This is a genomic window from Bacillus sp. BD59S, from assembly GCF_007363175.1.
GTDB classification, from domain to species: Bacteria; Bacillota; Bacilli; order Bacillales; family Bacillaceae_G; genus Bacillus_A; species Bacillus_A pacificus.
Genome location: NZ_CP034686.1, coordinates 4,513,786 through 4,537,214, shown reverse-complemented (window position 1 = coordinate 4,537,214; position 23,429 = coordinate 4,513,786). Strand labels below are relative to the sequence as shown.

Sequence of the window (23,429 nt, the reverse complement as noted above, 5' to 3'; positions counted from 1 at the left end):
GGTGGTGAAGAAATGTTTACTCATGTTGAAAGTTTCAAATCAGCTTTTCTAGAAAAGTTAGAGACGATGTATGGTAAAAGTTTCAAAGACTCTACAACTCGTGATCAATACAATACGCTTGGGTACATGGTACGTGAGTATATGAATAGTCAATGGATTGCAACGAATGAAAGCTATCGGTCTGGAGAGCGAAAGCAAATGTATTACTTATCCATTGAGTTTTTACTTGGACGTTTGCTTGGAAGTAACATATTAAATTTAGGAATCAGGGATGTATGTGAGCAAGGACTTTCTGAGCTTGGGATTTCGTTGCAACAATTAGAAGAGGTGGAAGCAGATGCAGGTCTTGGCAATGGTGGACTTGGACGATTAGCAGCCTGTTTCCTTGATTCACTTGCATCTTTAGATTTACCAGGTCATGGATGTGGCATTCGTTATAAACACGGCTTATTTGATCAAAAAATTGTTGATGGTTATCAAGTTGAATTTCCAGAACAGTGGCTTCTTCATGAAAACGTATGGGAAGTAAGAAGGCATGATCAAGCTGTAGAAGTAAGTTATTTCGGCAATGTTGAACCGCTCTACATTGATGGACGTTTAGAATTCAGGCATACAAATGCAGAAGTAATTATGGCCGTACCATATGACGTTCCAGTAGTAGGTTATGAGACGAGTACTGTAAATACACTTAGACTTTGGAATGCGGAACCAGTTCCTTTCCCACAAAATTGCAAAGATATTTTGAAATATAAGCGTGAAACAGAGGCGGTATCGGAGTTTTTATATCCAGATGATACCCATGATGAGGGGAAAATACTTCGTTTGAAACAACAGTATTTCCTCGTATCAGCAAGCTTGCAAAATATTGTTCGAATGCATAGAGAAAGATATGGTGACCTTCGTCAATTACATGAGAAAATTGCGATTCATATTAATGATACCCATCCAGTTTTGGCGATTCCAGAACTGATGCGTATTTTATTAGATGAAGAAAAACTAGCATGGGAAGAAGCTTGGCACATAACAACGCAAACGATTTCTTATACGAATCATACGACGTTATCAGAAGCGCTTGAAAAGTGGCCAATTCACATTTTTAAACCGTTATTACCGAGAATTTATATGATTATTGAAGAGATTAATGAACGTTTCTGTCATGAGCTTTGGGAACGTTATCCATATGAATGGCATCGCATTGAAGAGATGGCAATTATTGCGCATGATCTTGTGAAAATGGCTCATTTAGCAATTGTCGGTAGCCATAGTGTAAACGGCGTAGCAAAAATTCATACAGAAATTTTAAAGCAGCGTGAAATGCGATTGTTTTATGAGTTTTATCCAGATAAGTTTAATAATAAAACGAATGGAATCGCTCATAGACGCTGGTTAATGAAAGCGAATCCGCAGCTGACAAACCTTATTTCAGAGGTGATTGGAACAGAGTGGAAGAAAGAACCGATTAAGCTTCAAGAGCTACAATTAGTTCAATACGATGCGAGTTTCCAAGAGAAATTTGCAGAGGTAAAACAAGAGCGTAAAGAGATTTTAGCAGCGCGTATTCATAATACAATGGGGATTACAATTGATCCTAATTCTATTTTTGATGTGCAAGTAAAAAGGCTACATGCTTACAAGCGACAATTATTAAATGTTCTTCATATTTTATATTTGTATAACCGTTTGAAAGAGGATGCTAGTTTTACATTTTATCCGCGTACTTTTATCTTTGGAGCGAAAGCATCACCTGGCTATTACTATGCGAAAAAAATTATTAAATTAATAAATGAACTCGCAAGGAAAGTGAATAATGATCCGTACGTAAGCCAATATATGAAAGTTATCTTTCTAGAAAACTATCGAGTGTCTGTAGCGGAAGATATATTCCCAGCGGCCGATGTAAGTGAACAAATTTCAACTGCAAGTAAAGAAGCATCGGGAACAGGTAATATGAAATTTATGATGAATGGTGCGATTACGCTCGGCACGTTAGACGGAGCGAATATTGAAATAAAAGATAGAGTCGGTGAGGATAACTGTTTCATTTTCGGCTTAACGGCCGAAGAGGTTCTTCATTACTATCAAAATGGTGGATATCGTGCAAGTGATTATTATCACCACAATGGGCACATTAAAAAGGTAGTAGACCAGTTAACGAATGGTTTCTTTGCACAGTCTGGAGCTGAATTTGAAGCAATTTACGATTCTCTCGTTATTCAAAATGATGAATATTTCGTTCTGCGAGATTTTAGCCCATATGCGGAAAAGCAAGAAGCTGTTGGTAGAGCTTATGAAAACCGAACGAAGTGGTTGGAAATGTCGATTTTAAATATTGCACAATCTGGTCATTTTGCGAGCGATCGAACGATTTTGCAGTATAGTAATGAGATTTGGGGTATTGGTAATACGGTTACGCAGTATTAAAGAGGTCGCTACGTTGGAAAAGACAATATGAAAATATATCAGCGGTTTTTAAGAGATATCGATTTACCGAAAAAAATTGACACTAATAAATAAACCGAGCTTAAACTCATTAAGCTCGGTTTTCTTTTTTGCTTAAGAAAGAAATGGGATCACAGTATATATGATACCTGTTCCATCATATTCTCCTGTCGCAAAGTATGAAAATGTAAAGAAACCTGTAAACGTAAAAATTACAATGAGAAAAAGTGCAAAGATAAATTTTAGCATGTAAGGTCCCCTCATCCAAAAGTAACTTCATATATTATTATAGTATAAGGATATTTAATTTCCAATTGTTTACTGGTTAAAAATGAGAAGTCAGACATGTTTTGTATGTTGTCATGGCATGATTATTTGCAATCGATTTTGTGTTTTTTGTAAAAGTCATGTTGTGATGAACGTGTGCATATTCCCAGTCTTGGTCATTGAAATTTATGTTTCGAGGAGGAAGAAGTGGAACGACATCAAATAAGTTGACGAAACGAAAGCTACTAGCTACTTGGAGTTTATAATAATTACGAAATGCAATATCTCCCACTTTTGGGGAGGCAAATGTATACAGACCGTACTGTGCGAAGGCAGTGTTTATACGCGCATCGAGTATATGTAGTGTAGCGAGCGCGCCGCCTAAACTATGACCTGTTGCAAGAAGTTTCTTATGGGCTGGTAATGATACGAGCATATCCATAATAGAATTTCGGCAAGACTCATAAATGGAAAGAAAGCCGTTATGGACATTTCCACTATTTAAAGCATATGGGTATGGTTTTTGGTTAACGAGTGAATCGATAATCCAGTCTGTATCCGTTTGTGTTCCGCGAAAAGCTACAATAATGGTATCCTCAGATTCTAGTATGAATCCGAACCATTCTGTCGTTTGAATGGTTTTTCCTTGAAAGCCTTGTACATATTGAAAACCATCTGGTATTTCAAAAATCCCATTTTGTTTATATTGTTCATACGTTAACTCACAACAAGAAGCTAACAGTATGGCAGTATCTTTATCAAAGGATAAAGGAGTACGCATTAAGGAAGCCTCCTTAAGAAAAGGTATAGTTCAATATATGCAGTGAGGGACTTGATTCATTCTTTTTAGAAAAAAAGCTTGAACCTACAGTTACGTGAGGGAGTATGATTTTTGTAAACATACTGTTAGGAGGAGTGTAAGATGAGCAAAAGAGAAGGCTATTCAATTGGTGAGTTTTCAAGGAGAACGGGTACAACGATACGAACGCTCCAATATTACGATGAAATTGGATTACTTAAACCTGAAAAGAATGTTAGCTCTGGTCACCGTGTGTACAAAGGAAAAGATATATTAGAGCTACAGAAAATAGTGAGCCTTAAAGGATTAGGATATAGTTTAGAAGAAATAAGCGTCATGCTGAAAATGCCAAGTTTGAATGTAAATTTAAAAGAAACATTGGAGCAACAAAGAAAAGCCTTTGAAGAAAAAAGAAAACAAATTGAAGTTTCGATAAAGGCGCTTGAACGAACAATGGTATGCCTTGAGGAAGATGAAGAGTTGGATAGTGACATATTAATGAGTCTAATTAACAGCATTCAAAAAGAAAGCGAACAACGTTTATGGCTTGAAGGATATGTATCAAAAGAGTTGGTTGATGGATTATATAATAAGCCGGAAGAAGAGGGCATAGCACTTGATAAAGAGTTTGTGCGTTTAGCAAAAGAAGTGAAAAGGTTATTCGGAAGACAAATTGAGGATTCAGAAGTGCAAAAATTGGTTGATGAACATATGAAGGCGACTCTTAAGTATGTTGGTGAAGAGACAATGTATTCTCTAGGTAAATTAGAGAATGCAGAAGAACAATATAATAATATGATGCCATCTCCTTATACGGAAGAAGAAGAGGTATGGCTTAATGAAGCAATGGAGTATTATATGATTCGAAATGGTTTATATAGTCCACCAAAATAAAAAGCGCCCGATAAGGGCACCTTTTACTCTTTTCCATCTAATAAACGACCAAGTCCGCCTAAAACGCTGCCTTCACCAGTGCTTTGTGCTGCTGGGCTTGTCAGACGTGCTGCTAAGCGGCTAAGTGTTAAGGACTGAATCCAAACTGTTCCAGGACCTTCTAACGTTGCGAAGAATAAACCTTCGCCGCCAAATAGAGCTGTTTTTACTTTTCCAACGAACTCGACATCGTAGTTAATGTCTTTTGTCATGGCAACGAGACAACCTGTATCGATACGAAGCTTTTCGCCAGGTTTTAATTCACGTTTATATACAGTTCCGCCTGCATGCATGAAAGCAAGTCCATCACCTTCGAGTTTCTGCATGATGAAACCTTCACCGCCGAAGAAACCAGTTCCGATTTTTTTCGTAAACTCGATTCCGATAGAAACGCCTTTTGCGGCACAAAGAAATGCATCTTTTTGACAAACTACTTTTCCTTGATATTCTGTTAAATCTACAGGAATAATTTTACCCGGATAAGGAGCAGCAAAGGATACGTGACGCTTGCCGTGACCTGTATTTGTAAATACAGTCATAAACATGCTTTCGCCTGTAACGAGACGCTTACCAGCGCCCATTAATTTTCCGAATAAACCTCCAGATGGGCCAGAACCATCACCGAAGATTGTTTCCATTTCAATGTAATCTTCCATCATCATCATTGCGCCAGCTTCTGCGATAACGCTTTCTTCTGGGTCTAACTCAATTTCAACAAACTGCATATCATCGCCGTATAATTTATACTCGATTTCATGTGCTTGCATTTTTTTCACCTCATAAATATGTAGTAATTATATTGTACAGAAATTATTAGAATTAGAACACTATAGTTTTGTTAATTTTCCAATAAAATATGAATATGGAAATTCAACATTATATTAAAATTATAAAAAAATGGTGGAATGAAAGTGTTCTCATTTGACGTTTTTGATATAGCGTGATATAGTGAAGTCACTATTGAGCTACATAATGTGGTACGGAAATAAAGCACGTTGAATTAAAGGCTGTAAGCTTGTTATACATTCATGTCCTTTATATCCACCTTTTCATGTGGATTCATAGTTTCATTTTTATTTAGGAGGTACATGACATGCAAACAGGTAAAGTTAAATGGTTCAACAGCGAAAAAGGTTTCGGTTTCATCGAAGTTGAAGGTGGAGACGATGTATTCGTTCACTTCTCAGCTATCCAAGGTGACGGATTCAAAACTTTAGAAGAAGGTCAAGAAGTTTCTTTCGAAATCGTTGAAGGTAACCGTGGACCACAAGCTGCTAACGTTACAAAAAACTAATTAGCTAGCGATAAAAAGCATTCCGATTTTCGGAATGCTTTTTTTTATTCTTTGGAACTCGACTCATTTGAAGACAATTCGCCCTTAAAGGTACGCTCTTCAAAGTCATCAAGCATTTGCTCATATTCTTCATGTTCTTCCGTAGCGAAAACTTGCGGATTTTTTCCATACATATCTGTACCGATAAAGTTTTCAAAATCCTCTACGTAGCCTACGTTTTCTTCACTATTTACGTACATGCCATTATAGTTTTTCGAATCTTGTCTTTCTAAATCAGATGGTGTCTCAGATGTTCCGTAATTGGCAACATCTTGCCATGCATCTTCTGCATCGTATTCAACAGAATGATCTTCATCATGTTTGTGGAAAGAAGGAGACAATACTTCTTCTTCGACTGGTCGTGTATTCATATTTAACTTATTTGTTGCGTGCTGAACGCATGTTGTAGCGGTTGGCATCGCTTCTAATCTTTCAAATGGAATTTCTTCGCCAGACACTTCGCAAATGCCGTACGTACCCGCTTCTATTTTTTGCAGGGCATGCTTCGTGTCCTCAAGCTGTTTATGCCAAAGTTCAATAAGCCCGAAGTCTTTTTCACGTTCATATAGCTCTGTTGCCATATCAGCCGGATGGTTATCATAGCTAGATAATTCCCCAACAGATTCACGTTCAGATGCACGATCTTCATTTTCGTGTGTTTGTATCGTTTGCTCTAGTTCTTGCTTTTGTTTTTCTAAAACGGATTTAAATTGATTTATTTGTTGTGGAGTTAACATAGTCGTCCACCTTCCTACAATTCAGTTTCTTTACATAGTATGAGCGTTGCGAGTAGGAATTATGAGCTGAAATTGGTATATGAAAAAGGAGCCGCATTAGCAGCTCCTTTTAAAGGAAATATCCAAGTAATAATCCGATTCCCATTAAGAGACCGAAGATTGTATTTGTTTTTGCTGTTGCTATCATCGCAGGTACCATTTCCATTGGAATGCTTTTGCCGATAAAGCCTGTCGTCGCTTTAAATGCTTTCGGTGCACTTAAAAATACGATCAGCATCCATGGTGATACGATGCCCACGAGAATTAAAGCAATTGTCCAAATGTAGGAAACGATGAACATAGAAGCAAGTACACCAACTGCTCGCTCACGTCCAACGAGAATTGCTAACGTTTTACGGCCATTTTCTTTATCGCCATCTAAGTCACGGATGTTATTCGCTAGTAAAATGGCACCAATTAAAATGGAGCTTGGAATAGATAGTAAAACGACTTCTGATGTTACAGTTCCAGTTTGAATAAAGAATGAAATCCCGATAATAATGACACCCATAAATAATCCGGCTGTTAACTCTCCAAATGGTGTATATGCAATTGGAAGTGGGCCGCCTGTATAAAGGTAAGCAACGGCCATACAAACAAGACCGATTGCAGCAAGCCACCAGCTAGAATTCATACAAATATAAACACCTAATAGTATCGCGATGCCGAAAAATCCAAATGCTAAGTTAAGCACTGTTTTTGGCTGAATGCCATCGCGAACGATAGCGCCGCCGATACCAACTGAACCTTCGTGATCAAGTCCTCTTTTATAATCAAAGTATTCATTAAACATGTTTGTTGCTGCCTGAATGAGAAGACAAGCAAGAAGCATTATAAGGAAAAGAGGGAGATGTATTTGATTTATACCTCCGACCTGCATTGCATAGGCTGTTCCGATGAAAACAGGAACGAAAGCTGCTGTTAATGTATGGGGACGTAGTAAACTCCACCAAATGCGCCAGCCTGTTTGCTTGCTTGGCTTTGGCGCCGTAGGAGAGGAATTCGTTTCGACGTTCATTTCCATGTTGAATCCTCCTTTGGTCACATATTGTACACAACTAAGTGTAGAAAAAGCATCATTTAGTGTCAACGTTTATTTTCTAGGAAGAGAAGGTGAATTTCTCAGAAATGCTAAACGTTGACAGGCCTTTCGTTTGAGGTGTATCTTAAAATCAAGCGTAATTATGACTATTTTTCGCCCATAGGGGGGAGACAATTGTGATTCAAACGAAACAAAAAGGCTTGCAAGAAGTTCTGAGTGCAGCCATTAAGCATGCAACTGATGAAAAAATATTGGTTAGTTTTGTAAAACAAATAGACTGGATGGATCCGCTTCTGTTTTATGCAGCGGGAAAAAGGATTTCATTCGAAAATAGATGTTATTTTGCAGACCCAGCTCAGCATGTAATATTTGCTGGAATTGGCTCTGTTTTCACTATAGCAACTGCTTCTCACAAACGCTTTCAAACTGCTCGTGACGAGTGGGATAAAGTAAAAGAGAAATCATTTGTACAAAGAGAAAGATACGAGTTTGGAACAGGTCCTCTTTTATTTGGTGGATTTTCATTTGACCAAGAAAAAGAGAAAACCGATTTATGGAAAGAATTTGATGATACGACATTTTCACTACCAGCATTTTTATTAACTGTAAAAAATGAAAAAGCATGGTTAACAATGAATACATTCGTTTCAGCAACAGATTGTGCAGAAACTCTTTATAATGAAATTGTTTCTTTAGAAGAGAAAATTTTGGAGGAGAGTAAATGTGCACTAGAAGGATCGAAATTAACAGTTACTTCTAAAGTAGAAGTAGATCCGAAAGGCTGGATGAAGGCTATTGAGAAAGTGCAAGATGAGATGAAGCAGGGGAACGTACAGAAGGTTGTATTAGCGAGGGAGCTAAAAGTAGAGATGGATCATCATATTGATTCTGCGCTTGTTTTAGAAGCACTTCGCATTGGGCAACCAGATTGTTACGTATTTTCTTTTGATTATAAAGGAGCATGCTTCTTAGGAGCGACGCCAGAAAGATTAATTCGCAAAGAAGATGAGAAGTTTACTTCAATGTGTCTTGCTGGTTCAACTGGTCATGGTCAATCTATAGAAGAAAGTAAGCGAAATAGTAATGCGCTTCTTCATGATGAAAAGAATTTAGCTGAACACGGTTATGTTGTGAACATGATCAGGTCTGTATTAAATGAGCACTGCGAATCCGTTAATATTCCGGAAAGTCCAGGTCTATTAACAACGAAAAACTTAATTCATTTATATACGCCTGTAGAGGCAAAAGGCGATGCGAGTCTTTTAACAATGGTAGAAGAATTACATCCAACACCAGCTCTTGGCGGGACACCTCGTTTGGAAGCGATGAAACTGATTCGTGATGTTGAATTGTTAGACAGAGGATTATATGGTGCACCGATTGGCTGGATAGATGATGAAGGAAATGGTGAATTTGCGGTTGCACTTCGCTGCGGATTATTAAATGGCGAGAAAGCATCCTTATTCGCCGGTTGCGGGATTGTAATTGATTCAGTACCACAACTTGAATATGAAGAAACAAGTTTGAAGTTTAGACCGATGCTTGGTGCTTTGGAGGAATTAATGAAATGAACAATCATATAGAAGCATTATCATATTATTTAGGCGCGTTCGTGGATGAACTGACGCGTCTAAATGTATGTGATGTTGTCATTAGTCCAGGCTCACGGTCAACGCCGATTGCTCTACTAATGGAACAACATGAAGGAATGAACACATATTTACATGTAGATGAAAGATCTGCAGGATTTTTTGCGCTCGGTATCGCAAAAGCGAAAAAACGTCCGGTTGCATTATTATGTACGTCAGGAACGGCAGCAGCGAACTATTATCCAGCTGTATGTGAAGCTTTTCATTCACGAGTGCCGCTTATCGTCTTAACGGCAGATAGACCGCATGAATTAAGAGATGTCGGTGCACCACAAGCGATGAATCAATTCAATTTATACGGTACGTTTGTGAAGCAATTTACAGAGATGGCACTTCCAGAAGCGAGTGAAGCGATGTACCACTATGCTCGCATGACAACGCAGCGCATGATAGCAAGCGCGCTTTTAGCACCGCAAGGACCTGTTCATCTTAATTTTCCAGTTCGCGAACCGCTTATCCCGGACTTCTCATTAGAAAGTTTATGGGATAAAGGACGCGGGGAATATACAGGAGTAGTTCAGCAAGGGAATGCGGTGATGCCGAGTGAATATGTAGACTCTCTTGTAGGGCGCCTTTCACATATAGAAAAGGGGCTTATTATTTGTGGAGACGATATTCATTCAGAACTCGCAGCATTTGCCGCACAATTAGCTGAAAAAACGGGATATCCAATATTAGCGGATCCACTTTCTAACATTCGTAGCGGACACCACGATAAAACGATGGTAATCGACTGTTACGATACATTTTTACGAAATGAGCTGTTAAAAGAAACGTGGAAGCCGGACGTTTTAATTCGCTTCGGTGGTATGCCTGTTTCGAAAGCATTAACGCAGTTCATCAAAAAACAAACGAAAGCTGTTCATATCGTTGTTGACGAATCAGGACAATGGAGAGATCCAGCTCTCGTTGCCACAGAAGTTGTCCAAGCAAGTGATATTGCATTTTGCAGTGCACTAATAGAAAAAATGCCAGTTATGAAAAAGAATGATTGGTCCCGAATGTGGCAACATATAAACGAAAAAACGAAGGAAACGCTTCGTGAAATGGAAACATATGATACTGCATTTGAAGGAAGAGTCATTACGGATATTGTCCGCGTATTACCAGAGGGAGCAACGTTATTTGCGAGTAATAGTATGCCAATTCGTGATACAGATTCATTCTTTTTCACATCGGATAAAAATATTCAAGTGATGGCTAATCGCGGTGTAAATGGGATTGATGGAATCATTTCGACAGCTTTAGGAGCGAGCGTTATTTGCGATCCGCTCGTATTAGTAATCGGTGATTTATCATTTTATCACGATTTAAACGGATTATTAGCCGCAAAATTACATGAATTAAATATAACGATTATCGTTGTAAATAATGACGGCGGCGGTATTTTCTCATTCTTACCACAGTATGAGAAAAAGGAACATTTCGAATCGTTATTTGGAACACCGATTGGTCTTGATTATGAGCATGTTGTCAAAATGTACGGTGGTTCATTTAGCCGTGTAAATGGTTGGGAGCAATTCCGAGAAGAAGTACAAAAAGGAACAACGACAGAAGGTTTACACGTTGTGGAAATTTGTACGAACCGTGATGAAAACTTAACGTTACACCGCAAATTATGGGCAAAAACACAGGACGTAATTACTACATCTTTACAAGGTGAATCAAAATGAACGTAACGCTGCAAGGTGTATCGTATGAATATGAAGTAGTCGGAAGCGGGGAACCACTTCTACTTCTTCATGGTTTTACGGGAAGCATGGAAACGTGGCGTTCCTTCGTTCCTTCTTGGAGTGAGCAATTTCAAGTCATTTTAGTAGACATTGTTGGGCACGGAAAAACGGAAAGTCCTGAAGATGTGACTCATTATGATATTCGAAATGTAGCATTGCAAATGAAAGAACTACTAGATTACCTTCATATTGAAAAAGCGCACATACTTGGTTATTCAATGGGCGGTAGATTAGCGATTACGATGGCATGTCTATATCCAGAGTATGTACACTCTCTTTTATTAGAAAATTGTACAGCTGGGCTTGAAAGTGAAGATGAGCAAAAAGAACGCTGTGAAAAAGATGAGCGGCTTGCTCAGAAAATTGAGCGAGAAGGCATCGAAAGCTTTGTAACGATGTGGGAAAATATTCCGCTGTTTGAAACGCAAAAACGTTTAGCACAAAACGTACAAGAAGCAGTGCGAGAAGAACGACTTGCTAACAATCCAAGAGGGCTCGCAAATAGCTTGCGCGGCATGGGAACAGGGGCTCAGCCTTCATGGTGGAATGAGGTACAAAATTTAAAAATGCCTGTTCTTTTAATGAACGGTGAGCATGATGAAAAGTTCTTTCGCATATTAAAAAACATCGAAAAATGCATCTCTGATGCGAAATTTGTCAAAATTGATGGTGCTGGCCATGCAATTCATGTGGAACAACCGGAAAAGTTTGATACAATAGTAAAGGGATTTCTAAAAACTATGCAGTGATGCTTTTTTCAGTTAAGAATGAAGTTGCACTTATAGAGGAGATCAGAAATATACAAGGAGGTAGTTGTAATGGCTATTGAATGGGTAAAAGAAGGCAATTACGAAGATATTATTTATTCAACATACAATGGTATCGCAAAGATTTCGATTAACCGCCCTGAAGTACATAACGCATTCCGTCCTAAAACGGTAATGGAGTTAATCGACGCTTTTGCACAAGCTCGTGATGATGCGAATGTTGGCGTTATCATTTTAACAGGTGAAGGTGGACGTGCATTCTGTTCTGGCGGCGACCAAAAAGTTCGCGGTCATGGTGGATATGTAGGTGACGACCAAATCCCACGTCTAAACGTATTAGACTTACAACGTCTAATTCGCGCAATTCCTAAACCAGTTATCGCAATGGTAGCAGGTTATGCAATTGGCGGAGGACACGTACTTCATATCGTATGTGACTTAACAATCGCTGCAGACAACGCTGTATTCGGACAAACAGGTCCTAAAGTAGGAAGCTTTGACGGTGGATACGGAGCTGGTTACTTAGCTCGTATGGTAGGCCATAAGAAAGCTCGCGAAATTTGGTACCTATGCCGTCAATACAACGCACAAGAAGCGCTTGATATGGGCTTAGTAAACACAGTAGTACCATTAGAAGAACTTGAAGCAGAAACAGTACAATGGGCAAAAGAAATCTTAGCAAACAGCCCAATGGCACTTCGTTTCCTAAAAGCTGCATTCAACGCAGACACAGACGGTCTAGCTGGTATTCAACAACTAGCTGGAGATGCAACGTTATTGTACTATACAACTGACGAAGCAAAAGAAGGTCGCGACGCGTTCAAAGAAAAACGCAGTCCGGACTTCGGTCAATTCCCTCGTTTCCCGTGATAAAAGCGAAGCCGACTGTTTAGCCCCGTTGGCTAAGGTTCTTTCGTACAGAAAGTGTTTCTTACTTTCTCGTGCGGAAGGTTCTTAGACGGAAGGGGCTAGGAGGCGCAGCTGGATAAGATCAAAAGCGGAAGCGGCTCGTCCAGAGTGTGAGATGGAAACAAAACAACTAAGAGACTTGATGTCATATCAAGTCTCTTTCTTTCATGAAAGGAGAATGAGTGATGGAGACGATGCCAAATTGGTTAATGCAACGTGCATTTTTAACACCAGATCGCACTGCAATTGAAATAGAGGAAGAGAAAGTTACTTTTATGCAGCTGCATGAAAAAGTAGTATCTGTTTGTGAACACCTCACGCATGTTGGAGTGAAGCCTGGGCAAAAGGTGGCTGTTCTGATGAAAAATGGTATGGAGATGATTACAGTTATTCACGCCCTATCGTACGTAGGTGCAGTAGCTGTGCTTTTAAATACGCGTCTTTCAAGAGAAGAGCTACTTTGGCAAATGGATGATGCTGAAGTTATTTGTTTAGTGACGGATCAAGATTTTGAGGCTAAAGATATTCCTGTATATTCATTCGCCGACATAATGAATGGACCAAAAGAGGAAGCCCCTATACAAGAAGAGTTTTCTTTAGAAGAGGCGATGACAATTATTTATACGTCAGGGACGACAGGAAAACCGAAAGGCGTTATTTTAACGTACGGAAATCATTGGGCAAGCGCAGTTGGTTCTTCGCTTAATTTAGGCCTTCGTGATGATGATTGCTGGTTAGCTTGTATGCCGATGTTCCACGTTGGCGGCTTATCTCTTTTAATGAAAAACATTATGTACGGCATGCGCATTTTACTCGTTCCGAAATATGATGCGGATTTTATTCATAAAGCACTTCAAACGAGAGGCGTTACGATTATTTCTGTCGTATCAAAAATGTTAACTGATTTATTAGAACGACTTGGGGCAGAGACATATCCACCTTCTTTACGATGCATGTTACTTGGCGGAGGACCAGCGCCGAAACCACTATTAGAAGCGTGTGTAGAAAAAGGAATTCCTGTATATCAAACGTATGGAATGACAGAAACGTCTTCGCAAATTTGTACGTTATCCGCAGATTATATGTTAACGAAAGTAGGGTCAGCTGGAAAACCACTATTTCAGTGCCAACTTCGTATTGAAAAAGATGGCGTAGTAGTACCGCCATTTGCGGAAGGCGAAATCGTAGTAAAAGGACCGAACGTAACAGGTGGTTACTTTAACCGTGAAGATGCGACGCGTGAGACAATTCAAAACGGATGGCTTCATACTGGTGACCTCGGTTATTTAGATGAAGAAGGATTTTTATACGTATTAGATCGCCGCAGTGATTTAATTATTTCTGGCGGAGAGAATATATATCCGGCTCAAATTGAAGAAGTGTTGCTTTCTCATCCGGCGGTAGCGGAAGCTGGTGTTGTCGGTATGACTGATGATAAATGGGGACAAGTACCCGCTGCTTTTGTTGTAAAAAGTGGAGAGGTAACAGAAGAAGAAATTCTTCATTTTTGCGAGGAGAAATTAGCGAAATATAAAGTGCCTAAAAAGGCATGGTTCTTAGAGGAATTACCACGAAATGCTTCGAAAAAATTGTTAAGACGAGAGCTAAGACAATTAGCGGAGGAGATGTAGGTGGAAATAAAAAAAGCGACACTTCATATAACAGAAATGCCACTCGTCATCCCGTTTGCTGCAAGCTACGGAACGTATGAAAAGCGTGAAAGTATCGTCATTGAATTAGAAGATACGGACGGGTGCATTGGTTTTGGCGAAGTCGTTGCATTTTCTGAACCGTGGTATACGGAAGAAACGGTGAAGACTGCGCTGCATGTACTGCAAGACTTTTTATTACCTGATTTATTAAAGGCTGAAATTTCTCATCCGAATGAGGTACCGAGCTTGTTCCAGCATATAAAAAGAAACCGAATGGCAAAGGCGGGAATTGAAGGGGCTGTTTGGGATTTATATGCGAAGCGTCAAAAGAAATCGTTAGCGACAGTGCTTGGCGGAACGAAGGCTGAAATTGAAGTCGGTGTTGTCATTGGAATCAATACGATTCCGGTTATGTTAAAACAAATCGAGAAGTATGCAGAAGAAGGATACGAGCGTTTTAAAGTGAAAATAAAACCGGGGCATGATTATGAGTTATTGAAAGAAATTCGTAAAGAATTTCCGCATATCCCGTTAATGGCTGATGCCAATTCAGCGTACACGTTAGCTGATGTAGAAAAATTAAAACGGTTAGATGAATTTCAATTGATGATGATTGAACAACCACTAGCGGATTATGATTTTCTTGATCATGCACAGCTGCAAAAGAAAATTGAAACACCAATTTGCTTAGACGAAAGCATCCATAGTTTAGAAGACGCGCGTGTTGCGATTACGCTTGGGAGTTGCCGCGTCGTTAATATTAAACCGGGGCGAGTGGGCGGATTAACAGAATCGGTTCAGATCCATAATTATTGTATGGAGCATAACATACCAGTTTGGTGCGGCGGTATGGTGGAGATGGGGATTTCACGAGCGCAAAATGTTGCGCTTGCTTCATTGCCGAACTTTACGATTCCAGGCGATATATCTGCTTCTAGCAGACATTGGGAGAGAGATATTATTTCGCCGGAAGTGACGCTTGAGGGCGGGAAAGTGATTGTACCGCAAAGCGTTGAAGATGAGTACGGAGTGGACCGCGGAAGGCTGGCGGAAATCACGAAGCAGCGGATTGTTTTGGAGCGGTAAGTTGAGTCTTTCAAATAGCGGGCGAATTTCGTCGTTAATTGTCGGTTGGTCGATATATTTCAATAATCGCCGATATAATTCGAGTTACGATTGATATAATTGAAAAATCGCCGATATATTTCAAGTTACGGTCGATATATTTGGAAAATCGCTGATATAATTTTATTTACAAAGGTTACTCTAAAGGGTAACCTTTTCGCATTGTACAAATTGCATAGACTAGTTTACAATCGATCGTATAAAAAGGGGGAGTAAAATGAAGCGCATTTCCATTTTAATAGCGGATGATGAGGCAGAAATTGCTGATTTAATTGAGATACATTTAGAAAAAGAAGGGTACCATGTTGTGAAGGCAGCGAACGGGGAAGAGGCCGTTCATATTATTGAAACGCAGCCAATCGATCTAGTGGTTTTAGATATTATGATGCCGAAAATGGATGGGTATGAGGTGACGCGTCAAATTCGCGCGAAGCACCATATGCCAATTATTTTCTTAAGTGCGAAAACGTCTGATTTTGATAAGGTGACAGGTCTTATATTAGGTGCAGATGATTATATGACGAAACCTTTTACACCGATTGAATTAGTTGCACGTGTAAATGCACAATTACGTAGGTTTCTTACGTTAAATCAGCCGAAAGTAGCGGAGAATAAATCTGCTTTAGCGATAGGCGGAGTTGTGATTGATCCTGAGCGCCGAACGGTAGATGTGTACGATGAGAAAATTGAATTAACGCCAAAAGAGTTTGATATTTTATATTTATTAGCGAGTCACCCGAAGAAAGTATACAATGTGGAAAATATTTTTCAGCAAGTATGGGGTGAAGGGTATTACGAAAGTGGAAATACAGTTATGGTACATATTCGTACATTGCGGAAAAAACTTGGAGAAGATAAAAGAAAAGATAAGTTAATAAAAACAGTGTGGGGGGTAGGGTATACTTTCAATGGGTAAAAAGATGAGAAGTTTTCGCTCAAAGATGGTTATGCTATTTGCGTTAAGTATGATATTAGCTGGTGGCGTAACGTATATCATTTATGAAGGATTACGGATTTATTACAAATCAGAAGTTCTTTATGAGGATCGTTTAGCCGAAGTGCGTTTCATGATAAGACAAATTGGGGATGTTAATTTCTTTTTAATTATTTTCATCCCTCTGTCCATTATGTTTTTCTTCTTCCTTACTAGGCCGTATTTAAAATATTTTGATGAGATTTCAAACGGAATTCATCATTTGGCGAACGGAGATTTTACAAATGAAGTGCGCGTTTCATCAAATGATGAGTTTGGATATATTGCAAACGAAATTAATGTAGCGAGTGAGAAATTAAAGGAAGCGGTGGAAAGAGGAGACTTTGCTGAAAGTAGTAAAGATCAGCTCGTTGTAAACTTAGCTCATGATTTAAGAACTCCATTAACATCCGTGTTAGGGTATTTAGATTTAATTCTTAAAGATGAGAATTTAACAAAAGAACAAATTAAACATTTCTCCACAATTGCATATACGAAATCGCAAAGGCTTGAAAGTTTAATTGATGAGTTATTTGAAATTACACGTATGAATTATGGCATGTTACAACTAAATAAAAAGCCTATTGATATAAGTGAGCTACTTATACAGCTAGATGAGGAATTATATCCGCTGTTAGAGAAACATCATTTAGAAGCTAGATTGAATATTGATCCGCATTTGCCGATTAACGGTGATGGAAAATTGTTAGCTAGAGTATTTGAAAACTTGTTAACAAATGCCGTTCGATACGGATATGATGGGCAATTTGTTGATCTGAATGGGTATATCGATAATGAAGAAGTTGTCGTACAAGTTATAAATTATGGAGATAGCATTCCAGAAGAAAATTTACCGTATCTTTTTGATATGTTTTATACAGGTGATAAATCGAGAACGGAGAACCGTGGCGGGACAGGCCTTGGGCTATTTATTGCGAAAAATATTATCGAGCAGCATAACGGTACAATTTCTGCTGAAAGTAATGTAGTTAGAACAATATTTGAAGTGCGATTGCCAAAAGACGAGAACGTAACAATTTAATAAAAATTTAAACTTTATCCCACTTTTTATTTTAATAGTTTTTTCTATTCTAGACGTAAGTTACGTTAAGGAGGAACTAGAAATGAAAAAGTGGGTATTTATTTCTTTTTTTATCGCATGCACAATCTGTGTAGGCGTTTATATATCACCGTTATTTCAAAAAGAAATTGATGTGAAAATCGGCGGGGAAAATAGTGCAGTAAAGAATGAAAATATGAAAAAGGTAGAGGTTACAAAAGAAGAAATTTATAAAGGGGATCTATTATTAGTTAACAAAGATTACCCAGTAAAAAAAGATAGTATTAGGTCTGACATTATAAATGTAAATCATAGCAGTGAATTAGTAAGAGGTTACGTAATATTTGATAGAAATCTTCGTTTATCAAAGGATGTTGTAAAAAAGTTTTTGAACGTTGTCGATGCGGCTGGAAAAGATGGCGTACAACATTTCTTAATGAATAGCGGGTATAGAGATTTTAAAGAGCAAAGTAAATTATATAAAGACATGGGATCGGATTATGCACTCCCAGCAGGATACAGTGAGCATAATTTAGGGTTATCACTAGACGTTGGATCGACGCAAAAGAAAATGGAAAAAGCGCCTGAAGGAAAATGGATTGAAGAGAATGTATGGAAGCACGGCTTTGTTTTACGTTATCCGAAAAATAAAAGTAACATTACAGGCATTCAATATGAGCCGTGGCATATACGTTATGTCGGCTTACCTCATAGTGCGATTATGCAAAAAGAGAAAATTACATTGGAGGAATACTTAGACTTCTTAAAAGAGAAAAAAGAAATTTCAACTGATGTAGAAGGTAAGAAATATAAGGTTTCTTATTACAAAGTTTCTGGGAACATGAAAGTGGATGTTCCGGTGAATAAGCAGTATGACATTTCGGGGAATAATATGGATGGGGTTATTGTGACGGTACAGGAATAAATAAAGAGGTTGTTCCGGTTTGGAGCAACCTTTTCGTATATATAAGAAAGGGATTGATGTTTTTTGTCGGTAAATCGATATTCCTTGTCGAATCGTTGATATATTGTGAGTTACGGTAGATATAATTGAAAAATCGTTGATATATTGCAAGTTACGATAGATATATTCGAAAAATCGTTGATATAATTTCCTGTACTATCAGCCTTTTGAGGAGTATCTTTTATTTTACTCTTAAACATTATAACGTTATATTTACTTCTCCCTTTTTTTGTGTTACGCTAAACGTGTGAAAAACATATAAAATGAAACTTTAATGTAAGCGTATTCTTATGGCTTCTTATAGAAAAGGGTGGAAATACAATGACAGAACGATTCGTACTACGTAATGTGAAACGTGTGAACGGGGAAGAGATTGACATTGTAATTGAAAATAATAAAATCGCACAGGTGACGAAAGCTGGTGCTGGCGAAGGTGGAAAGGTTCTTGATTACTCAGGTACTTACGTATCGAGTGGCTGGATTGATTTGCACGTTCATGCTTTTCCAGAGTTTGATCCGTATGGCGATGAGGTGGACGAAATTGGCGTTAAGCAAGGGGTAACGACAATTGTTGATGCGGGTAGCTGCGGAGCTGATCGCATTGAAGATTTAGTAAAAAGTAGAGAGCAGGCAAAAACGAATTTATTTGCCTTTTTAAATATTTCTCGCATCGGTTTGAAACGAATTGATGAATTATCCAATATGGAATGGATCGATAAAGAGAAAGTAATAGAAGCAGTAGAAAAGTATAAAGATGTAATCGTTGGGTTAAAGGCGAGAATGAGTAAAAGCGTTGTTTGTGATAGTGGAATTGAACCGCTGCATGTAGCGCGCTCTTTATCCCGTGAAACATCATTACCAATTATGGTACATATCGGTTCAGCGCCTCCTCGCATTGAGGAAGTTGTACCTCTTTTAGAAAAAGATGATGTTATTACACATTACTTAAACGGGAAAGAAAATAATTTATTTGATGAAGAAGGCAAACCGCTACCTGTGTTACTAGATGCAGTGAATCGCGGTGTGCATTTAGATGTTGGGCATGGTAATGCTAGTTTTTCTTTTAAAGTAGCAGAGGCAGCAAAGCGTCACGGTATTGCCTTTAATACAATTAGTACAGATATTTACCGGAAGAATCGTGTGCATGGTCCAGTGTATAGTATGGCTCACGTTCTTTCGAAATTCCTTTACTTAGGGTATCCGCTAGAAGAAGTAATTGATGCGGTTACGAAACATGCAGCAGAATGGCTTAAGAAACCAGAGCTTGGCCGTATTCAAGAAGGAGATATTGCAAATTTAACTTTATTTACGGTGAAAGATGAGAAGGTTACGTTAATTGATTCAGAAGGGGATCAGCGCATTGCTGAAAGAAGAATTGATACGAAAGGGGTTGTAATCAATGGGTCATTCATTGAATGCTAAGTACGGATTAAAGAGAGTAATTAATGCGAGCGGTAGAATGAGTATTTTAGGTGTATCCGCTCCGACAGATACAGTTATGGATGCGATGAAACATGGTGGACAAAATTATGTGGAAATTGCTGATTTAGTAGATAAAGCGGGAGACCATATTGCGAGAATTCTAGATTCAGAGGCAGCGGTCGTTGTGAACTCAGCATCGAGCGGAATTGCGCTTTCTATCGCTGGTATCGTTACAGAAGGAAATCGCCGTAAAAGTGAAAGACTTCATCAAGATGTAATCGCGAAAAATGAAGTGATTATGTTAAAAGGTCATAACGTTCAATACGGTGCTCCAGTTGAAACGATGATTTACTTAGGCGGAGGTAAGCTTGTTGAAGTGGGTTACGCAAATGAAGGGAAAGCAGAGCATATTGAAGATGCAATTGGTGAAAATACAGCAGCGATTCTATATGTGAAATCCCATCATGCAGTACAAAAAAATATGATTTCTGTTGAAGAAGCATGGGAAGTTGCGCAGCGAAATAACATCCCGCTTATCGTCGATGCGGCAGCTGAAGAAGACATTCAAAAATATGTGAAGTATGCAGACCTTGCCATTTATAGCGGTTCAAAGGCGATTGAAGGGCCTACTTCTGGTATTGTTGGCGGGAAACGAAAATATATTGAGTGGCTGAAAGTGCAATTACATTGCATCGGAAGAAGTATGAAAGTTGGGAAAGAAACAACATTTGGCTTACTTCAAGCGCTTGATGAGTACGGAGTAAAAGAAGATAAGAGTGAGCAAGAAAAAGAGTTGTTACAAGTACTTATGCCGCTAAAAGAATTAAACGGCGTCAATGTAACGATTGTTCAAGATGAAGCAGGAAGAGCAATCTTTAGAGCACGTATTCATATTAATGAAAAAGAATTAAATAAATCAGCAAAAGACGTTGTGACAGCATTACGCGAAGGGGAAATCGCGATTTATACACGTGATTACGGAGTAAGACAAGGATTCTTTGATATCGATCCACGTCCACTTCAAGGTGATGACATACATGTGATTGAAGAAAAATTGAGAGAAATTGTAGGGGGAAACTAAAATGACAAACATTCAAAAACGTTTTTATAAAGGCCGCGTAGCATTAAATGTATTGGCAAACAATATCGAAAATGCAAAAGATATTTTTGAAGCAGCAGAAGGTTATGTAGTAGTAGGTGTATTATCAAAAGATTATCCAACAGTAGAAGAAGCTGTTACAGCGATGAAAGCATACGGAAAAGAAATTGATGACGCTGTATCAATTGGACTAGGCGCAGGAGATAATCGCCAAGCAACAGTTGTAGCTGAAATTGCGAAGCATTATCCTGGTAGCCATATTAACCAAGTGTTCCCTTCAGTTGGAGCGACACGTGCAAATCTTGGTGAAAAAGATAGCTGGATTAATAGTTTAGTATCGCCAACAGGAAAAGTAGGGTACGTAAATATTTCTACTGGTCCAATTAGTGCAGCTGGAGAAGAAAAAGCAATCGTTCCAATTAAAACAGCGATCGCACTTGTACGTGATATGGGTGGAAATTCATTGAAATACTTCCCAATGAAAGGGCTAGCTCATGAAGAAGAATATCGCGCAGTTGCGAAAGCTTGTGCAGAAGAAGGATTCGCATTAGAGCCAACGGGCGGAATCGATAAAGAAAACTTTGAAACAATTGTACGTATTGCGCTAGAGGCAAACGTAGAACAAGTGATTCCGCACGTGTACTCTTCTATTATTGATAAAGAAACTGGTAATACGAAAGTAGAAGATGTTTGTGAATTATTAGCAGTCGTGAAGAAGTTAGTTGATCAATATGCGTAAGAAAATTGCAGCATTCGGTGAAGTAATGATGCGCCTGCAAGTACCAGGATATGAATTGTTATCGCAAGCTAACACATTAAATTATTCCTTTTCTGGTACGGGTGTGAACGTGGCAGCAGCACTTTCTCATCTCGGGCATGAAGGATTTCTTATTTCAACTTTACCGGAAAATTCGGTTGGAGATGCTGCGGTATCGCACATTCAAAAATTAGGTATTCGCCCTTCGTTCATTTCAAGAGGCGGTAAATATGTCGGTATGTACTTTTTAGAAAATGGATTTGGTGCACGCGCAAGCCGCGTTACATATTCGAATCGATTAGAAAGTAGCTTTAATACGGCGTCTGAAGAAATGTATCAATTTGAAGAAATCGCGAAGGAAATTGATATCATTCATTTTTGCGGGATTACACTTGCAATGAATGATACGGTGCGCCATCATATGAAATCTTTAGCGAGAGCAGTAAAAGAAAACGGAGGAACTGTCGTCTTTGATTGTAACTATCGTCCATCTCTTTGGGGAGAAGATGGGTATGAGCAGGCGAAACCAAATTATGAAGAAATGCTCGCTCTTGCTGATATCGTTATGATGAATGAAAAAGATGCGATGTTCGTTCTAGGAATGAAAACAGAAGAGACGGAGCGAGAGGCGCAGCTTGTTGATCTTATTCCAAAAGTAGCTGAAACATATAGTATCGCTACAATTGCTGGCACACATCGCTTTATTAATAGCGATAATACACACTCGCTTCGCGGGTTTATATGTAAAGATGGTACATTCACTTTTGCAAAAACACTTACGTTTTCTGTATATGATAGAATAGGTGCTGGAGATGCTTATACGAGCGGGATTATTCATGGCGAGATAGAAGAGTTTGCACCAGAGAAAGCTGTTTCATTTGCGTCAGCAGCTGGAATGCTTGCACATACAATCGTCGGTGATACGCCAATGTCATCAGAGAAGGATATACTTCGGGCAATGACGGCATCAGTAGGTGATGTAGAAAGGTAGTGGGTGTAACGGTGAACGTAACGAGAAAAAAAGGACCATTATATTTACAAATAAAAAACATTATTCGTGATCGAATATTGCATGGTGTATATGCGATTCATACGAATATTCCTTCCGAACCACAGTTAGAAGAAGAGTTCAAAGTGAGCAAAATTACAGTGCGTAATGCGATTAAAGAACTTGCTCAAGAAGGATATTTGGAAAAGAAAAGCGGTAAAGGAACGAAAGTCATCCGTAACACTTCTGCGACAAAGTTGTCAAAGGGTAAGAAATTTACTGAAGTTTTAGTGGAAGAAGGATATAAAGTACAGAAGAAATTGCTAAAAGCAGAAATCGTTCAGAATGAAGAAGGAACAGTGCCATTTCGATTATTCGGTAAAGAGAGTTTTCGTATTGAACGTTTATATACGTTAAATGATGCACCGTACATTCATTATACGCACTATTTCTCAGCACACATGGCAAGTACAGATTTATCGGACTTTGATTTGCAATCGCTTTACGATTTAGTAGAAGACCGAGGTATACATTTAGAAAACTTCAGAGATGAATTCGCTGTTGGTCTTGCGCCTAGTTTCGTTGCCGAAGCGTTAGGTGAAAAAGAGGGGACAGCGCTATTAAAACGCATGCGCTATTCTTACGATGAAGTTGGAGAAGTAATTGAATATAGCGAAGGCTACTACAATACAGAAATGCAGCATTATGTAGTGAATTATGACGTATAAAAAAGAGGGGATGT

Annotated in this window: 22 protein-coding genes; 17 read left to right on the top strand and 5 right to left on the bottom strand. The window is 38.7% G+C overall.

Annotated features, from left to right (window positions below):
* The first annotated feature begins 12 nt into the window (after positions 1 to 12).
* A complete protein-coding gene (gene glgP, locus EKQ63_RS25875; protein ID WP_143881634.1) occupies positions 13 to 2,421 on the top strand; it encodes a glycogen phosphorylase in 2,409 nt (802 codons plus the stop codon).
* A 132-nt stretch (positions 2,422 to 2,553) separates the two neighbouring features.
* On the opposite strand, the gene EKQ63_RS30535 is transcribed toward glgP, so the two are convergent.
* Both EKQ63_RS30535 and EKQ63_RS25870 read right to left on the bottom strand, forming a co-directional pair.
* Positions 2,554 to 2,688, bottom strand: coding sequence for a hypothetical protein (locus EKQ63_RS30535; protein ID WP_000911071.1), 135 nt, complete (start codon positions 2,686 to 2,688; stop codon positions 2,554 to 2,556).
* Between the two features lie 76 nt (positions 2,689 to 2,764).
* Positions 2,765 to 3,487 (bottom strand): lipase family protein, encoded by a 723-nt coding sequence (locus tag EKQ63_RS25870; protein ID WP_087953114.1) that lies wholly within the window; start codon positions 3,485 to 3,487, stop codon positions 2,765 to 2,767.
* A 141-nt stretch (positions 3,488 to 3,628) separates the two neighbouring features.
* Between EKQ63_RS25870 and EKQ63_RS25865 the strand changes: the two genes are divergently transcribed.
* Entirely contained in the window at positions 3,629 to 4,399 is a 771-nt protein-coding gene (locus EKQ63_RS25865) for a MerR family transcriptional regulator (RefSeq protein ID WP_143881633.1), read from the top strand.
* Between the two features lie 23 nt (positions 4,400 to 4,422).
* On the opposite strand, the gene EKQ63_RS25860 is transcribed toward EKQ63_RS25865, so the two are convergent.
* Entirely contained in the window at positions 4,423 to 5,205 is a 783-nt protein-coding gene (locus EKQ63_RS25860; RefSeq protein ID WP_001147834.1) for a TIGR00266 family protein, read from the bottom strand.
* A gap of 326 nt (positions 5,206 to 5,531) precedes the next feature.
* Here EKQ63_RS25860 and cspD point away from each other — a divergent pair, with 326 nt between their 5' ends.
* Positions 5,532 to 5,732, top strand: coding sequence for a cold-shock protein CspD (gene cspD, locus EKQ63_RS25855; RefSeq protein ID WP_001193054.1), 201 nt, complete (start codon positions 5,532 to 5,534; stop codon positions 5,730 to 5,732).
* 44 nt (positions 5,733 to 5,776) lie between these two features.
* On the opposite strand, the gene EKQ63_RS25850 is transcribed toward cspD, so the two are convergent.
* On the bottom strand, positions 5,777 to 6,508 hold the full coding sequence (locus EKQ63_RS25850) for a yteA family sporulation protein (protein WP_061182731.1): 732 nt from the start codon (positions 6,506 to 6,508) through the stop codon (positions 5,777 to 5,779).
* A 109-nt stretch (positions 6,509 to 6,617) separates the two neighbouring features.
* A complete protein-coding gene (locus tag EKQ63_RS25845) occupies positions 6,618 to 7,571 on the bottom strand; it encodes a 1,4-dihydroxy-2-naphthoate polyprenyltransferase (RefSeq protein WP_087953112.1) in 954 nt (317 codons plus the stop codon).
* Positions 7,572 to 7,765: 194 nt separating this feature from the next.
* Between EKQ63_RS25845 and EKQ63_RS25840 the strand changes: the two genes are divergently transcribed.
* The 14 genes from EKQ63_RS25840 to EKQ63_RS25775 all read left to right on the top strand — a co-directional run bounded on the left by EKQ63_RS25840 (position 7,766) and on the right by EKQ63_RS25775 (position 23,415).
* Positions 7,766 to 9,160 (top strand): isochorismate synthase, encoded by a 1,395-nt coding sequence (locus EKQ63_RS25840; RefSeq protein WP_087953111.1) that lies wholly within the window; start codon positions 7,766 to 7,768, stop codon positions 9,158 to 9,160.
* On the top strand, positions 9,157 to 10,911 hold the full coding sequence (gene menD / locus EKQ63_RS25835; protein WP_143881632.1) for a 2-succinyl-5-enolpyruvyl-6-hydroxy-3-cyclohexene-1-carboxylic-acid synthase: 1,755 nt from the start codon (positions 9,157 to 9,159) through the stop codon (positions 10,909 to 10,911). The genes EKQ63_RS25840 and menD overlap by 4 nt, the downstream gene beginning before the upstream one ends.
* Positions 10,908 to 11,720, top strand: coding sequence for a 2-succinyl-6-hydroxy-2,4-cyclohexadiene-1-carboxylate synthase (menH, locus tag EKQ63_RS25830; protein ID WP_143881631.1), 813 nt, complete (start codon positions 10,908 to 10,910; stop codon positions 11,718 to 11,720). Before menD ends, menH begins: the two co-directional genes overlap by 4 nt.
* Before the next feature lie 69 nt (positions 11,721 to 11,789).
* Positions 11,790 to 12,608: a 1,4-dihydroxy-2-naphthoyl-CoA synthase gene (gene menB / locus EKQ63_RS25825; RefSeq protein ID WP_087953108.1), complete on the top strand. Its 819-nt coding sequence runs from the start codon at positions 11,790 to 11,792 to the stop codon at positions 12,606 to 12,608.
* Positions 12,609 to 12,832: 224 nt separating this feature from the next.
* A complete protein-coding gene (locus tag EKQ63_RS25820) occupies positions 12,833 to 14,278 on the top strand; it encodes an o-succinylbenzoate--CoA ligase (RefSeq protein WP_143881630.1) in 1,446 nt (481 codons plus the stop codon).
* On the top strand, positions 14,279 to 15,385 hold the full coding sequence (gene menC / locus EKQ63_RS25815) for an o-succinylbenzoate synthase (RefSeq protein ID WP_087994056.1): 1,107 nt from the start codon (positions 14,279 to 14,281) through the stop codon (positions 15,383 to 15,385).
* A gap of 256 nt (positions 15,386 to 15,641) precedes the next feature.
* The gene (locus EKQ63_RS25810; RefSeq protein WP_143881629.1) at positions 15,642 to 16,340 is read left to right on the top strand and encodes a response regulator transcription factor; all 699 of its coding nucleotides are present in this window, start codon (positions 15,642 to 15,644) and stop codon (positions 16,338 to 16,340) included.
* Positions 16,333 to 17,439, top strand: coding sequence for a HAMP domain-containing sensor histidine kinase (locus EKQ63_RS25805; protein WP_143881628.1), 1,107 nt, complete (start codon positions 16,333 to 16,335; stop codon positions 17,437 to 17,439). The genes EKQ63_RS25810 and EKQ63_RS25805 overlap by 8 nt, the downstream gene beginning before the upstream one ends.
* Positions 17,440 to 17,521: 82 nt before the next feature.
* Positions 17,522 to 18,382 (top strand): M15 family metallopeptidase, encoded by an 861-nt coding sequence (locus EKQ63_RS25800; RefSeq protein ID WP_087953103.1) that lies wholly within the window; start codon positions 17,522 to 17,524, stop codon positions 18,380 to 18,382.
* A gap of 360 nt (positions 18,383 to 18,742) precedes the next feature.
* Positions 18,743 to 19,843 (top strand): amidohydrolase/deacetylase family metallohydrolase, encoded by a 1,101-nt coding sequence (locus EKQ63_RS25795; protein WP_143881627.1) that lies wholly within the window; start codon positions 18,743 to 18,745, stop codon positions 19,841 to 19,843.
* Positions 19,821 to 20,924 carry a DgaE family pyridoxal phosphate-dependent ammonia lyase gene (locus tag EKQ63_RS25790; RefSeq protein WP_087953101.1) on the top strand — a complete coding sequence of 368 codons (1,104 nt, stop codon included), beginning with the start codon at positions 19,821 to 19,823 and terminating at the stop codon, positions 20,922 to 20,924. The genes EKQ63_RS25795 and EKQ63_RS25790 overlap by 23 nt, the downstream gene beginning before the upstream one ends.
* Before the next feature lies 1 nt (position 20,925).
* Positions 20,926 to 21,681: a 2-dehydro-3-deoxy-phosphogluconate aldolase gene (gene dagF / locus EKQ63_RS25785; RefSeq protein WP_143881626.1), complete on the top strand. Its 756-nt coding sequence runs from the start codon at positions 20,926 to 20,928 to the stop codon at positions 21,679 to 21,681.
* On the top strand, positions 21,674 to 22,690 hold the full coding sequence (locus tag EKQ63_RS25780) for a sugar kinase (RefSeq protein ID WP_143881625.1): 1,017 nt from the start codon (positions 21,674 to 21,676) through the stop codon (positions 22,688 to 22,690). The genes dagF and EKQ63_RS25780 overlap by 8 nt, the downstream gene beginning before the upstream one ends.
* On the top strand, positions 22,690 to 23,415 hold the full coding sequence (locus EKQ63_RS25775) for a GntR family transcriptional regulator (protein WP_000539279.1): 726 nt from the start codon (positions 22,690 to 22,692) through the stop codon (positions 23,413 to 23,415). The genes EKQ63_RS25780 and EKQ63_RS25775 overlap by 1 nt, the downstream gene beginning before the upstream one ends.
* Positions 23,416 to 23,429 lie beyond the last annotated feature (14 nt).

Bases quoted from the DNA above. Each gene is read 5' to 3' on its own strand.
- EKQ63_RS25790 (WP_087953101.1), top strand. From the start codon at position 19,821: ATGGGTCATTCATTGAATGCTAAGTACGGATTAAAGAGAGTAATTAAT.
- menH (WP_143881631.1), top strand. From the start codon at position 10,908: ATGAACGTAACGCTGCAAGGTGTATCGTATGAATATGAAGTAGTCGGA.
- menB (WP_087953108.1), top strand. From the start codon at position 11,790: ATGGCTATTGAATGGGTAAAAGAAGGCAATTACGAAGATATTATTTAT.
- glgP (WP_143881634.1), top strand. From the start codon at position 13: ATGTTTACTCATGTTGAAAGTTTCAAATCAGCTTTTCTAGAAAAGTTA.
- dagF (WP_143881626.1), top strand. From the start codon at position 20,926: ATGACAAACATTCAAAAACGTTTTTATAAAGGCCGCGTAGCATTAAAT.
- EKQ63_RS25805 (WP_143881628.1), top strand. From the start codon at position 16,333: ATGGGTAAAAAGATGAGAAGTTTTCGCTCAAAGATGGTTATGCTATTT.
- EKQ63_RS25870 (WP_087953114.1), bottom strand. From the start codon at position 3,487: ATGCGTACTCCTTTATCCTTTGATAAAGATACTGCCATACTGTTAGCT.
- EKQ63_RS25780 (WP_143881625.1), top strand. From the start codon at position 21,674: ATGCGTAAGAAAATTGCAGCATTCGGTGAAGTAATGATGCGCCTGCAA.
- EKQ63_RS25800 (WP_087953103.1), top strand. From the start codon at position 17,522: ATGAAAAAGTGGGTATTTATTTCTTTTTTTATCGCATGCACAATCTGT.
- EKQ63_RS25850 (WP_061182731.1), bottom strand. From the start codon at position 6,508: ATGTTAACTCCACAACAAATAAATCAATTTAAATCCGTTTTAGAAAAA.
- menD (WP_143881632.1), top strand. From the start codon at position 9,157: ATGAACAATCATATAGAAGCATTATCATATTATTTAGGCGCGTTCGTG.
- EKQ63_RS25845 (WP_087953112.1), bottom strand. From the start codon at position 7,571: ATGGAAATGAACGTCGAAACGAATTCCTCTCCTACGGCGCCAAAGCCA.
- EKQ63_RS25820 (WP_143881630.1), top strand. From the start codon at position 12,833: ATGGAGACGATGCCAAATTGGTTAATGCAACGTGCATTTTTAACACCA.
- EKQ63_RS30535 (WP_000911071.1), bottom strand. From the start codon at position 2,688: ATGCTAAAATTTATCTTTGCACTTTTTCTCATTGTAATTTTTACGTTT.
- EKQ63_RS25865 (WP_143881633.1), top strand. From the start codon at position 3,629: ATGAGCAAAAGAGAAGGCTATTCAATTGGTGAGTTTTCAAGGAGAACG.
- EKQ63_RS25860 (WP_001147834.1), bottom strand. From the start codon at position 5,205: ATGCAAGCACATGAAATCGAGTATAAATTATACGGCGATGATATGCAG.
- EKQ63_RS25810 (WP_143881629.1), top strand. From the start codon at position 15,642: ATGAAGCGCATTTCCATTTTAATAGCGGATGATGAGGCAGAAATTGCT.
- cspD (WP_001193054.1), top strand. From the start codon at position 5,532: ATGCAAACAGGTAAAGTTAAATGGTTCAACAGCGAAAAAGGTTTCGGT.
- EKQ63_RS25795 (WP_143881627.1), top strand. From the start codon at position 18,743: ATGACAGAACGATTCGTACTACGTAATGTGAAACGTGTGAACGGGGAA.